At 31.3% G+C, this 13,535-nt stretch carries 15 protein-coding genes; 12 read left to right on the forward strand and 3 right to left on the reverse strand.

The window, feature by feature from the left end; translation table 11 throughout:
- On the reverse strand, window positions 1–1,743 hold the full coding sequence (locus tag P2G10_RS06750; RefSeq protein ID WP_275315789.1) for an aromatic amino acid hydroxylase: 1,743 nt from the start codon (window positions 1,741–1,743) through the stop codon (window positions 1–3).
- Window positions 1,744–1,852: 109 nt separating this feature from the next.
- On the opposite strand from P2G10_RS06750, the gene P2G10_RS06755 reads away from it, so the two are divergent.
- Complete coding sequence (locus P2G10_RS06755; protein WP_275315790.1) at window positions 1,853–2,626, forward strand: M48 family metalloprotease; 774 nt, start codon at window positions 1,853–1,855, stop codon at window positions 2,624–2,626.
- Between the two features lie 155 nt (window positions 2,627–2,781).
- Window positions 2,782–3,036, forward strand: a complete 255-nt coding sequence (locus P2G10_RS06760; protein WP_218771507.1) for a hypothetical protein — start codon at window positions 2,782–2,784, stop codon at window positions 3,034–3,036.
- Window positions 3,037–3,101: 65 nt separating this feature from the next.
- Here the strand turns inward: P2G10_RS06760 and P2G10_RS06765 are convergent, their stop codons facing one another.
- Window positions 3,102–3,596 carry a hypothetical protein gene (locus tag P2G10_RS06765; RefSeq protein WP_275315793.1) on the reverse strand — a complete coding sequence of 165 codons (495 nt, stop codon included), beginning with the start codon at window positions 3,594–3,596 and terminating at the stop codon, window positions 3,102–3,104.
- A 145-nt stretch (window positions 3,597–3,741) separates the two neighbouring features.
- Here P2G10_RS06765 and gpmI point away from each other — a divergent pair, with 145 nt between their 5' ends.
- From gpmI to P2G10_RS06790, 5 genes are read left to right on the forward strand one after another with little or no spacing between them, the layout of a single operon-like run.
- A complete protein-coding gene (gene gpmI, locus P2G10_RS06770; RefSeq protein ID WP_275315795.1) occupies window positions 3,742–5,259 on the forward strand; it encodes a 2,3-bisphosphoglycerate-independent phosphoglycerate mutase in 1,518 nt (505 codons plus the stop codon).
- Between the two features lie 10 nt (window positions 5,260–5,269).
- Window positions 5,270–5,800 (forward strand): TlpA family protein disulfide reductase, encoded by a 531-nt coding sequence (locus tag P2G10_RS06775; RefSeq protein WP_275315796.1) that lies wholly within the window; start codon window positions 5,270–5,272, stop codon window positions 5,798–5,800.
- A 30-nt stretch (window positions 5,801–5,830) separates the two neighbouring features.
- Complete coding sequence (gene map, locus P2G10_RS06780) at window positions 5,831–6,634, forward strand: type I methionyl aminopeptidase (RefSeq protein WP_275315797.1); 804 nt, start codon at window positions 5,831–5,833, stop codon at window positions 6,632–6,634.
- A gap of 13 nt (window positions 6,635–6,647) precedes the next feature.
- Window positions 6,648–6,845, forward strand: a complete 198-nt coding sequence (locus P2G10_RS06785) for a gliding motility protein GldL (RefSeq protein WP_275315799.1) — start codon at window positions 6,648–6,650, stop codon at window positions 6,843–6,845.
- Window positions 6,846–7,616 carry a class I SAM-dependent methyltransferase gene (locus P2G10_RS06790; RefSeq protein ID WP_275315800.1) on the forward strand — a complete coding sequence of 257 codons (771 nt, stop codon included), beginning with the start codon at window positions 6,846–6,848 and terminating at the stop codon, window positions 7,614–7,616.
- Here the strand turns inward: P2G10_RS06790 and P2G10_RS06795 are convergent.
- Window positions 7,613–8,590 (reverse strand): FAD:protein FMN transferase, encoded by a 978-nt coding sequence (locus P2G10_RS06795; RefSeq protein ID WP_275315802.1) that lies wholly within the window; start codon window positions 8,588–8,590, stop codon window positions 7,613–7,615. The two genes, P2G10_RS06790 and P2G10_RS06795, sit on opposite strands and share 4 nt — an antisense overlap.
- 133 nt (window positions 8,591–8,723) lie before the next feature.
- Between P2G10_RS06795 and P2G10_RS06800 the strand changes: the two genes are divergently transcribed.
- From P2G10_RS06800 to rpsB, 5 genes are all read left to right on the forward strand, one after another.
- Window positions 8,724–9,572, forward strand: coding sequence for an OmpA/MotB family protein (locus P2G10_RS06800; RefSeq protein WP_275315804.1), 849 nt, complete (start codon window positions 8,724–8,726; stop codon window positions 9,570–9,572).
- Between the two features lie 285 nt (window positions 9,573–9,857).
- Window positions 9,858–11,630: an LTA synthase family protein gene (locus tag P2G10_RS06805; RefSeq protein ID WP_275315805.1), complete on the forward strand. Its 1,773-nt coding sequence runs from the start codon at window positions 9,858–9,860 to the stop codon at window positions 11,628–11,630.
- A 100-nt stretch (window positions 11,631–11,730) separates the two neighbouring features.
- Window positions 11,731–12,186: a 50S ribosomal protein L13 gene (gene rplM, locus P2G10_RS06810; RefSeq protein ID WP_028888421.1), complete on the forward strand. Its 456-nt coding sequence runs from the start codon at window positions 11,731–11,733 to the stop codon at window positions 12,184–12,186.
- Window positions 12,186–12,572 carry a 30S ribosomal protein S9 gene (gene rpsI / locus P2G10_RS06815; protein WP_275315809.1) on the forward strand — a complete coding sequence of 129 codons (387 nt, stop codon included), beginning with the start codon at window positions 12,186–12,188 and terminating at the stop codon, window positions 12,570–12,572. The genes rplM and rpsI overlap by 1 nt, the downstream gene beginning before the upstream one ends.
- A gap of 151 nt (window positions 12,573–12,723) precedes the next feature.
- Window positions 12,724–13,509, forward strand: a complete 786-nt coding sequence (gene rpsB, locus P2G10_RS06820; protein WP_275315811.1) for a 30S ribosomal protein S2 — start codon at window positions 12,724–12,726, stop codon at window positions 13,507–13,509.
- Window positions 13,510–13,535 lie beyond the last annotated feature (26 nt).

Genomic DNA, 13,535 nt, shown 5'->3' on the forward strand with positions numbered 1-13,535 from the left:
TTAAGACAGCAAATGTAATCCGTTTTCAATTAAAGTACTGTAACTCTTGTTACCTTTCAATTCTTCTAAATGGTTTTTTAATGCTGTTTTTACTTTAAAATCCTTACTTAATGCTAATTCATACAACTCTAAAGATAACAACCAATCATCTTTAAAATCATTTTGCAACTTCGTGAAAATTGTTAAAATATCGTTTTCTAAAACAACATCTTTGTTTCTCATTTCTTTAACCTCATCATATAAGTTATATAATTCTTTTTGAGAAGCTGTGTATTCGATTTTAGTTGTTTTTGTTTCAGAAACCTTACCCATATCACCAAAAGAACTTACATCGGCTGGCCCAGAATAAGCCGAAACTAATTCTTTACCAATTGCCATATCATAAACTCCCCATTCTGGCTGAAATAATATTTGATCTTGGTATGTTACCGTACAATCTTTAAAAGATATAATTAAAATTTTACCTCTTAAATCACGAGTTCCAGTAATTATTTTTCCATCAACAACAACACCGCTTTCAAACTCTAATGTTATTGCTTCACCCTCATAAATTCCGTAGGCTTTTAAATCACGCGGACTCATATCTTCAATAGGCAAATTGATTCCTTTTAATTTCCCTACAGGGCTACCAAAACCTTCTGCATGATATATAATTCCGTGACCAATTAACTCTTTATCTCTACTTGCTAAAGCTGTTGGCCCTGCTGTTTGTAAATAAGCTACATTACCCTTACTATCTTCAATAACATTTGTAAAAACACCCGAAACCTGAATACCAGTACTTAATTCAATCGTTCCTAAATTACTAGAATCAATTAACTTTCTAACACCTTTTAAACCACCTGTTCTAAGTGCCATAGAGTTCGCAAACTCATTTAAAACCATACTTAAATAGGCAAAATCTGGAGTTACAAATAACTGTGGTTGTGGTTTTGTAATATCAAAACTTACAGTAGCTGCTTCTATAGAATAGGCCACTTTTTTAACCTCGTCTTTCATACACCACATGCTTTCTCCTATAGATGACAATAAACCCGCACCGTATATTTTAGGATCATCAAGCTTACCAATTAAACCATATTCAACTGTCCACCAATGTAAATTTCTTATTTGTGCCATTTCAGATAATTCCCCCATATTATCTTGCAGCCATTCTACTTTTTCTTGTGCTTCGTTTATTTCTTTTTCAGTTGAGTTCGGATTCTCTTTTAAAATAGATAACAATCTAATCGCTTCATACATTTCATAATCTTTAGATGATGAAATTGCCTTAGAACCTATTTCTCCAAAACGACGTAAATACTCTGAATATTCTGGATTTGCAATAATTGGTGCATGCCCTGCTGCTTCATGAATAATATCTGGTGCTGGTGTATATTCTATATGATTTATGGTTCGCATATCAGAAGCAATCACTAAAACATTATAAGCCTGAAACTCCATAAATGCATTTGGCGGAATAAAACCATCAACCGAAACCGCAGCCCAACCAATATCTTTTAAAATACGGTTCATACCTGCCATGTAAGGAATATCTTCTATAGAAACACCTGTTTTATCTAAGCCCTCTAAATAAGAAGCATGTGCAACTTTACCTAAATAATCAACATTCATACGCATAACATATCGCCAAACCGCTTGGTTTTGGGCCGTATATTCGTGATACGGTTGTTTAACTACAAATTTATGTAAGTGTTTCGGTAACTTTTTAGTCACTTCATTTAGCTCAAAATGAGATTCCATATTATTGTTTGTTTTGCTGGGTAAATTTAAGTTTTTTATAGTTCACAAAAAATCGTAATCCGTTAAATTATATATTTTGTATTTTTACTTTTATCATAAATTTAAAACTATGAGAAATCGCGGAAGTTTAAAAATTAGGCTTTTAATTGGTGTTGCTATTGCTCTATTCGCTTTAGTAAAATATTGTTCTAGCTCAGAAACAAATACTTATACAGGCAAAACACAACATATTTCTATTTCTAAAAAACAAGAAATTGCTATTGGGTTAAGCAGTGCCCCACAAATGACGCAACAACATGGTGGTTTGTATCCTAGTAAAAAATATCAGGATTTAGTAGATAATATTGGCAAAAAATTATTAAAAAATAGTATTGCAAATAAAACTGGATATCCTTTTGATTTTCATTTATTAAAAGATGAAAAAACCATTAATGCTTTTGCTTTACCTGGCGGACAAGTATTTATCACTTTTGCGTTGTTTTCTAAATTAAAAAACGAAGATCAATTAGCTGGTGTTTTAGGTCATGAGATTGGCCATGTTATTGGTCGTCATTCGGCTGCTCGTATGGCAAAACAAGATTTAACGCAAGGATTACTTTCTGGTGCTTCTGTTGGTTTTGATCCCAGCACTACCGAGGGAATGGCTGCCATAGCAAATGTTGTTAACATGAAATATGGTAGAGATGACGAGCTTGAAAGTGATGATTTAGGTGTAAAATTAATGATAGATGCAGGCTATAACCCTGAAAGTTTAATTGGCGTGATGGAGATTTTAAAACAAGCTGCAGGACCAAATAGAACTCCTGAGTTTCAAAGCACACATCCAGATCCTGAAAACAGAGTCGAAAAAATTAAAGAAGCAATTCGTAAGTACCGTAAATAACTACCAACGTCATTACGAACAAAATGAAGTAATCTTAAGCTTATTTAATTAATATTTACAGGTTGCTTCACACCTCGCAATGATATATTAGAGAATAATTCTGTAACATTTATAATAAAAAAGCTACCTATAAGTATAATCCTAAATTAATAGCTATGAGTTTTGGAGGCGCAGTTTCTAGTATGATTACTAGCATAAAAAACAATAAGAGAAACAGAAAAAATACTTTTGAAAAACTAGAACGATTTCAAAAAGAAAATAACGATCAATTACATTTTAATAATACAGCAACTAAAAAGGAGTTGCAAGAAATAAAAACTCAGTTAAAAAAAGAAAACCTAATCAATATAACTAAAAAAGGACTTTTATTATTAGCTGTAATTCTTTTATTTAGTTACTTATTATTGTGAACAATAAAAAACTGAATCCAAATTAATGGACTCAGTTTATATATATTTAAAAAGCATTGCTTTTATTATTTACCCTGAATAATGTTATAATTAACACCTACACCTACAGATGCTGGTGAAAAATTATCAACCGATAACCCTTGATAATATGCAAAGATATTCCAAGAATCATTATGGTATCCTACCTCTGGTCTATAATAAAACCCACCTGTTTCATCTCCCTCTGTTAAAAAACCATATCCTAAATCTGCTCCTAAAAAGAAGTTTTCAGTTGGGTAATATCTAAATAAACCCGCTAATGGAATAATTCCGAAATCTTCAAATCCATCTTCAGCAAAATAATTTGTATACCCTGTAGAAGCACCTATTGCGAAACTTTCGGTATTTAAAAATTGATATTTTAAATCAAATCCCAATGCAAAATTAGAAACATCTGATACATCTCCTACTGGCACACCACCGTGAACACCTATTTTTAACCAATTTGTTCCCTCCCCTAATTGTGCATTTGCTATTGAAAAACTCGTTATTGCTAGTACTAATAAAATTACTTTCTTCATGTTCTTTGTTTTTAATTACACTGCAAAACTACGTTAGGTTTACACTTTACATTATCTCTTTTAAAAAAAATCTTAACTCAAATGAATTTTACTTTTAACAAACAATCATTATGTGTATTGTAACCAAAAAAAGTAAATTTGTAATATGAACAAGAAAGTAATTTTAATGATACTAGATGGTTGGGGAATCACCCAAAACCCAAAAGTATCTGCCGTATATAATGCTAAAACACCTTTTATAAATTCATTATATGATAAATTCCCTCATGCTGAATTACGCACAGACGGAGAACATGTAGGTTTACCTGAAGGACAAATGGGCAATTCTGAAGTTGGTCACATGAATATAGGCGCTGGTAGAATTGTATATCAAAACCTTGCAAAGATTAACAAAGCTGTTAAAGAAAATACGTTAGCAAAAGAAACAGAACTTCTAAACGCTTTTGCTCACGCTAAAAAACATCATAAAAATGTACATTTTTTAGGCTTGGTTTCTAATGGCGGAATTCATTCACACATTAGTCATTTAAAAGGGTTGCTAACAGCAGCAAATGAACATGAATTAGAAAACGTATTTCTTCATGCTTTTACTGATGGACGAGATTGTGATCCGAAATCGGGGAAATTCTTCATCAATGATATTCAAGAACACATGCAAAAAACTACCGGAGAACTCGCTTCTGTTACTGGTCGTTATTATGCTATGGATCGCGACAATCGTTGGGAAAGAGTTCAACTAGCTTACGATGCTTTGGTAAATGGTAAAGGAAGTTTTTCTTCGGATGCTATAGAAAGTATTCAACAAAGTTATGATGAAAAAATTACTGATGAATTCATAAAGCCAATTATTATGGTTGATGAAAACAAGAAACCGAAAACGACTATAAAAGAAGATGATGTTGTTATTTTCTTCAATTTCAGAACAGATAGAGGTCGTGAACTAACCGAAGCTTTAAACCAAAAAGATTTTCCAGATTTTCAAATGAAAAAACTGCCTTTGTATTTTGTTACCATGACAAACTATTCAGAAGTTTTTAAGGATATCAAAGTGATTTACAACAGTAATAATATTGAAAATACTTTAGGAGAAGTTTTAGCATCCGCAGGAAAAAGTCAAATTAGGATTGCTGAAACGGAGAAGTACCCACACGTAACATTTTTCTTTTCCGGCGGAAGAGAAGAAAAATTTAAAGGAGAAAAGCGCCTATTATGTCCGTCGCCAAAAGTTGCTACGTACGATTTACAACCCGAAATGAGTGCTTATGAAATTCGCGATACCATTGTACCCGAATTACAAAAAGGAGATGTAGATTTTGTATGTTTAAATTTTGCCAACGGCGATATGGTTGGTCATACTGGTATTTTTGATGCGGCTGTAAAAGCTTGTGAAACTGTAGATAATTGTGTGAAAGATGTAATTACAATAGCCTTAGAAAATGAGTACACAACTATTTTAATTGCCGATCATGGTAATTGCGAAACGATGATGAATCCAGACGGAACACCTCATACAGCACACACTACAAATCCGGTTCCTATGATTTTAATCGACAAAGAAATAAAATCAATAAAAAATGGTGTATTGGGTGATATTGCACCAACTATTTTACGACTGATGAATGTAGTGCAACCTAAAGAAATGACCCAAAACTCACTTATTTAAAATATCAATGATGAAAAAAATTATATACACATTAATTACTTTATTTATTCTTTCATGTGCTTCTGTACCTAAAAATCTTGCCACGAAAGATAAAGATGGTAATTTAGTGGGAATTGCAACAAAGAAAGATTTTCAGCAAGAGCCATACGGATCAGAATGGTTTAATGACTTTTATGGTTATTACGAAACAGATAAAAACACTATTACACAATTAAAACCATACTTAAAAGACATTACCATTAAAGGTTTTATGGGAACTTGGTGTGGCGACAGCCAAAGAGAAATTCCTAATTTTTATAAATTATTAGATCAATCAGAATTTAATTACAAAAATTTAGAATTAATAACTGTTGATCGCACAAAAAAGGCAAACGGACTAGAAGAAGGTTTTAATGTACTTAGAGTACCAACTTTTATCTTTTATAAAGACGGAAAAGAAATTGGTCGTTTTGTAGAACACCCTATAAATGGTAGCTCGATTGAAGAAGATATTTTAAAAATAGTTTCTGGTAAGCCGTATACACATCCATATCAAAAATAACCGTAAATTTGCGCCTCAATATTTTTTAAGATGATCATAGCCAAAACTAGAGAAGAAATAGAATTAATGCGCGAAAGTGCTTTAGTAGTATCAAAAACATTAGGAATGCTTGCTAAAGAAGTAAAACCAGGAGTTTCTACTTTATATCTTGATAAACTTGCTGAAGATTTTATTCGTGAGCAAGGAGCTATTCCTGGTTTTTTAGGATTATATGATTTTCCGAACACACTTTGTATGAGTCCGAACTCGCAAGTTGTACACGGAATGCCAAATAAAGAATCTCTTAAAGAAGGAGATATTATATCAATTGATTGTGGCGCTATTAAAAATGGTTTTTACGGAGATCACGCTTACACATTTGCCGTAGGTGAAATTGCTACTGAAACTCAAAAATTATTAGACGTAACTAAACAAAGTTTATACGAAGGAATTCGTGAACTTAAGTTAGGTAATCGCGTTGGTGATGTAGGTTTTGCTATTCAGAATTACTGTGAAAAACATGGCTATGGAGTTGTTCGAGAGTTGGTTGGTCATGGTCTAGGACGTGTAATGCACGAAGATCCTGAAATGCCAAATTACGGTCGTAGAGGTCGTGGAAAAAAATTTATTGAAGGTATGGTTGTTGCCATTGAACCAATGACAAACCTAGGAACTCATAAAATATTACAACACGATGATGGTTGGACAATTACTACTTTAGATGGTAAACCATCTGCGCATTTCGAGCATGATATTGCTATCGTTAACGGTAAACCAGAACTATTATCAACCTTTAAATATATTTACGATGCTTTAGGCATTGAAAGTAATGAAGAGGATGAATTTAGAGCGTAAAAACTAAAAAAGCATGAAATTAAAGTACATTATTTTTGTTTTCATTGTAGGAATTATACTAATAACAATTGGCGCTTTATTTAAAGTACTCCATTTAATGTTAGCAGTAGAGTTACTTACAGCTGGAACAATTTTACAAATAATTGCTTTCATTTTATTTATCATAAAATTATTTACCAACAAAAAATTTAAAGACACTTTAAATCAATAATTGAAAGTTTTTAAATCCATATTAAACACCGTTCCAAGACCTTTATTAATTAAAGCAAGTTATTGGGTTCGCCCTATGATTGCTTGGTGGTTAAAAGGCGATAAATTTACCGATCCTATTGATGGAAAATCGTTTCGTAAATTATTACCTTATGGTTATGGCGTGCAACGAGAAAATGCACTTTCTCCTTCTACATTATCTTTAGAAAGACATCGTTTATTGTGGTTGTATTTACAAAATGACACTAATTTTTTTTCTTCGGATAAAAAATTAAAAGTATTACATATTGCGCCTGAACAATGTTTTTTAGACATTTTTAGAAACCAGAAAAACTTAGATTATATTACTTCTGATTTAGAATCGCCAATTGCTGATGTAAAGGCTGATATTTGCGATTTACCTTTTAAAGACAATGAGTTTGATGTGGTGTTTTGCAATCATGTTTTAGAACATATTACGGATGACACCAAAGCAATGCAAGAATTATATCGTGTATTAAATAGCGGCGGATTTGGGGTTTTTCAGATTCCGCAAGACTTATCAAGAGAAAAAACTTTTGAAGACGATTCTATTACCGACCGTAAAGAGCGTGCAAAAATATTCGGGCAATACGATCATGTTAGAGTTTACGGACGTGATTATTTCAACAAACTTCGTTCTATAGGCTTTAAAGTTGATGAAGTTGACTTCACAAAAAAAATCGCTCCAGAAAAACTAGAACGATTTGCATTAATGAAAGGCGAAATTTTGCCTGTGTGTTTTAAAGATTAATTTGTAAACTCTTCTATATTACCCTCGTTATCAACAAACAATAATGTTGCTTTAATTTGAGAATTATTCTTTAAAAATTCTTTTGCTTTATCTAATCCCATTGCCATAAAAGCAGTAGCATACGCATCAACATCTGCACAATCTACAGCTCCGTAAACAGTTGCACTTAATAAATTACTTTCAGTAGCAAAACCTGTTTTCGGGTTTATGGTATGTACATATTTTTGTCCGTTAGCTCCAACTCTAAACTTGCGATAGTTACCAGAACTCGCCATCGATTGGTTACTCAACTCAATAAATCTAGATACGCTTCTTGTCCCGTCATCATTAGGATCATCTATTGCTACTTTCCAATTTTTATTTCTACTATTCTTTCCACGTGCACGAATTTCACCGCCTATTTCTACAAGATAATTCTGAACGTTTTTACTTTCTAAAAATCGCCCAACAACATCTATTCCGTATCCTTTTGCTATCGAATTAAAATCTAAACACGATTCAGGAAACTTCTTTTGAATACTCCTTCCTTTTAAAGTTACTTTATCTAAACCTACTTGCTTCATTAACTCTTTTACTTGTAGCGTATCTAAATCTTTTTTCTCTCTTTTATACCCAAAACCCCAAGCGTTTACTAAATCACAAACAGTAGGATCAAAATACCCATTAGTTTCTTTATAAATTCTCTTTGATTTTTGAAAAACTTCTAAAAACATATCATCTACAACCACTGTAGAATCTCCCTTATTTATTTTAGAAATATCTGAAGTAGGCATATAAGTTGACAGTGATTTATTTACCAAATAAAATAAGCTATCTATTGATTTTTGATAATCTACATCATTTAAATAAGTAATATGATATGTTGTTCCAAAAACAAAACCTTCCAACTTAACTTCTTCTACCTTTTTCTCCTGTTTACAAGCTGTTATAAAAACGATAATTACAACAAATGCATAAAATATTTTTTTAATCATCTTTTTAATTTTAATGACAAAAATAAATTATTCTAACATCATAAAAGATTGTTAATTCCGTTTTTTCTGCCTTCATTTTTATAAATTTGCTTTAATATTACAAATTAGTAATCTATTTAAAACACGATAAAAAATGAAAAAAATATTTTTATTTCTTACAACCGCATTTTTAATAACATCTTGTGCTTCAACCAAAGAACTAGAGGCTATAAAAGCAAAACATGAACAGACAAAAGAAGAATTATTAGCTGTAAAAGCTAATTTAACAAAGTGTTTAGTAGAAAAAGAAAGCTGTGAAGACAAAGTTTCTACATTAAAATCATCTGTTGGTGATTTAAAAGCAGATAAGCAAAACACACTTCAGCAAGTAGAAAACTTAACTGTTTTAACTAAAGGAGCTAATGATAACATTAAAGAAACTTTAACTCAGTTAAGTAAAAAAGATAAATATATTAACAGAATTAGAGCTGCTGCTTCTAAAAAAGATTCATTAAACTTAGTTGTTGCTTTTCATTTAAAGAAAGAATTACAACAAGGTATTGAAGATGAAGATATTCAGGTTAATGTTGAAAAAACAGTCGTTTTTATCTCTATTTCTGATAAATTATTATTCAAAAGCGGAAGTTATACAATTTCAGACAAAGCTTCTAAGGTTTTAGAAAAAGTAGCTACTGTTGTTAACGGTCAGCCAGAAATGGACGTAATGATTGAAGGACACACGGATAATACTCCTGTTACAAAAGGATCTAGTATAAAAGACAACTGGGGTTTAAGTGTTTTACGTGCAACATCTATTGTTCGTGAATTACAAAACAAATACAGTGTAGCTCCAAGCAGATTAATTGCAGCAGGTAGAGGTAGCTACGTACCTTTAACAACTAACGACACACCTGCAAACAAAGCAAAAAACAGAAGAACGAAAATTATTATTCTTCCTCGTTTAAACCAATTCTTCGAATTGTTAGAGCAAAAAACTGAATAATTACAAACTCTCATAATATTAAAAGACTACCTTATCGGGTAGTCTTTTTTTATTCAAAAAAAGTAACGTTCTTTGTTATCTAGAACCCAATTTAACATGCTAAATATTATTTTACCGAAAAGATTTCAATTATTAAAAACATTTAGTTTAACTATTTTGTTTTTTTCTTTTATAACAAGATTAGTTTTATATGTTTTAGCTTTTAAACACATTGATTTTTCAATAATAAAATTAATAAAAATATTTATTGTTGGTTTATTTTTCGATATCAATAACCTACTTTACTTGATTAGTATTTATGCAATATACTTACTTCTTTTCCCTTCAAAATTTCACGGGAGTTTACTCGATAAAATCGTTACCAAATTCTCTTACGGACTTTTCTTATTTATTTTTATTTTTTCTTTTTTAGCTGAAATTCCTTTTTGGGACGAATACCAAAGACGTTATAATTTTATTGCCGTTGATTACCTTTTATACACCTACGAGGTTATTGAAAACATTCATCAATCTTTTCCTATCCCTTTAATAGTTGGTATCATTATTTTAGTATTGATTATTAGCATTCGTTATGCATCAAAGAAAAACGCATATAAAAACACTTTTAATAATTCAGATACTTTTAAATCTAAACTTATACCTACTTTCATTATAGTAATTAGTTTAGTTTTTTGTCATAATTTTATTACGAATGATAAGGCAGAAATTTTTACAAGTATTAATGAGAATGAGCTTACCAAGTCTGGCATGTATTCGTTCTTCGCTGCTTACGAGAGTAATGAATTAAATTACAACGAATTTTACGCAACAATACCAGAAGAAAAAACATACAAACTGCTATCAGAGAACATAAAAGCTTCTAACGACAGTTTATTAGTAGAAAAAGGTATATATCGCTATACAAAGAATGACAGCATTGAATTAAAACCTAATGTGATTTTTATCGGATTAGAAAGTATAAACGCTCGTTTTATGCAAAGTTTTACAAGTACAAAAAACTGGACTCCAACACTAGATTCTCTAGCTAACAATTCAGTTTTTTTCACAAACTTATACGCTACAGGTACAAGAACTATTAGAGGCATAGAAGCAATTAGTTTGGCTATTCCTCCAACACCTGGTAGAAGTATTGTTAAACGAGAAAACAATGATAATCTAGCTACGGTAGGTGAAATATTTAAACAAAAAGGATATAGTAGAACTTTTTTCTATGGAGGTGATGGTCATTTTGACAATATGACTAATTATTTTAGCCATAACGGATTTGATATTGTTGACAGAAGGAAGTTACATCGTTTAAAAGAAGAATTACCCACCAATAGAACACGTATAGAAGATGATGAAATGACTTTTGAAAATGCCTGGGCAGTCTGCGACCAAGATCTTTTTAACAAAGTATTAAAAGTTACTGATGAAAAAGCAAAAAGTAAACAACCTTTTTTCAGTTTTATCATGACAAGCTCTAACCATAAGCCATATACCTATCCTGATAATGTTGTTGATATTCCATCAGGAAAAAATGTAGAAGGGTCTATAAAATACTTAGATAAGAGTTTAGATGAATTCTTAACAAAAGCTAAAACAAAAGCTTGGTATAAAAACACAGTATTTGTTATTATGTCTGACCATTGCGGTTTTAGTGCTGGCAAAACTGAAATTAATGTAAGAAATCATCACATTCCTGCTTTTATTACAAATTTAAAAAATCAAGCACCAGTTAAAATAGATAAACTCAGCTCTCAAATAGATGTATTCCCAACATTATTCGGTTATTTAAATTGGTCATACAAAACAAATCTATTCGGAACAGACATCAATAAAATGGAACCAGAAGATGAACGCGCATTTATAGGAAATCATCGTAAAGTAGGTTTATTAAAAAAAGATAAGTTGTTACTATTAGAAACGAACAAAAAACATAAATCGTACCATTGGAGTAAAGATAAAAATGAGATCACACCAACAAAAACAGATTCTTTATTTTTAAACGAAACGATATCGTATTATCAAGCCGCTTTCGACCTATTTAAAAACGGAAAATTAAAAGTAAAAAATTAAACTAACACGCTATTTGTCAATCAAATAATTAAGCGTACATTTGCAGTCCTTTTTCAAGGATAAATTAATATATTAATAAACAAAAACTAATCGTGTAATTATGAACACATTAAGTTACAAAACGGTATCAGCAAACAAAAACACTGTTAACAAAGAGTGGGTTTTAGTTGATGCGGACGGGCAAACGTTGGGTCGTCTAGCTTCTAAAATAGCAATGCTAATTAGAGGTAAGTACAAACCAAATTATACTCCTCACGTAGATTGTGGAGACAACGTGGTTGTTATCAACGCAGAAAAAATTGTTTTAACTGGTAAAAAGTGGACAGATAAGTCTTACATCCGTCACACAGGATATCCAGGTGGACAAAGATCATTAACTGCTACAGAAATGTTCGAAAAAGATCCTACAAGATTAATCGAAAAAGCAGTAAAAGGAATGTTACCTAAAAACAAATTAGGAAGTGCATTATACAAAAACTTATATGCTTATGCAGGTACTGAGCACCAACAAACAGCTCAAAACCCAAAAGCTATTAACCTTAACGATCTTAAATAATGGAAACTGTACACAAAATAGGTAGAAGAAAAACAGCAGTCGCTCGTATTTATCTTTCAGAAGGTAAAGGAAACATTACTATAAATAAAAAAGAGTACAAAAACTACTTTACAACAGGAACTTTACAATACAAGATCCAACAACCTTTAATGTTAACTGAGAACTTAGAGTCTTATGACATTAAAGTAAATGTATATGGTGGTGGTATTACAGGTCAAGCAGAAGCAATTCGTTTAGCAATTACTAGAGCATTAGTAGCTATTAACGAAGAGCACAGAGCTGTATTAAAGCCTGAAGGTTTATTAACTCGTGACCCTAGAATGGTTGAACGTAAGAAATTCGGTCAGAAGAAAGCACGTAAGAAATTTCAGTTCTCTAAGCGTTAATATTTATCAAAGCTTTTTACAAAGCTTTGGTTTTGTATTTTCAAAAAGAGACTGTTATAAATTAATTTTAACAGTTTAGTATCTAAATATTTCAGACTTAATATAACTACTGAAATATTGTGAAAACAGAACGTAAACACATTTTATTAAAATGGCAAATATTCAAGAATTATTAGAAAGTGGAGTGCACTTCGGTCACTTAACTAGAAAATGGAACCCTAACATGGCTCCTTATATTTATACTGAGCGTAATGGTGTTCACATCATCGACTTGTATAAAACATCTGCTAAAATTGATGAAGCTGCAACAGCTTTACAAAAAATAGCAAACTCTGGTCGTAAAATCTTATTCGTTGCAACAAAAAAGCAAGCGAAAGATATCGTAGCAGAAAGAGCAAAAAACATCAACATGCCTTTTATTACTGAACGTTGGCCAGGTGGTATGTTAACTAACTTTGTTACTATTCGTAAAGCTGTTAAGAAAATGGCTACTATTGATAGAATGAAGCAAGATGGCTCTTTTGATGCATTATCAAAAAGAGAAAAATTACAAATCAACCGTCAGAGAGCTAAATTAGAAAAGAATTTAGGTTCTATTTCTGATATGACTCGCTTACCTGCTGCTGTATTTGTAATTGATGTAAAGAAAGAACACATTGCAGTTGCTGAAGCTCAAAAATTAAATATTCCAATTTTTGCATTAGTTGATACAAACTCTGATCCAAGACCAGTTGATTTCGTAATTCCTGCAAATGATGATGCTTCAAAATCTATTGATAAAGTATTATCTTATATTACTGACGCTATCAATGAAGGCTTAACTGAAAGAAAAGCTGACAAAGAAAAGACTAAAGTAGAAAAAGCTCCTGCTAAAACAGAAGCTAAAGAAGAAAAAGTAGCTACCGAAGCAGCACCTGCTAAGGAAGAAACTAAATAATTTCAATTTAAAGGTTTCATTAAATT

Source organism: Tenacibaculum bernardetii (assembly GCF_029125915.1).
GTDB classification, from domain to species: domain Bacteria; phylum Bacteroidota; class Bacteroidia; order Flavobacteriales; family Flavobacteriaceae; genus Polaribacter; species Polaribacter bernardetii.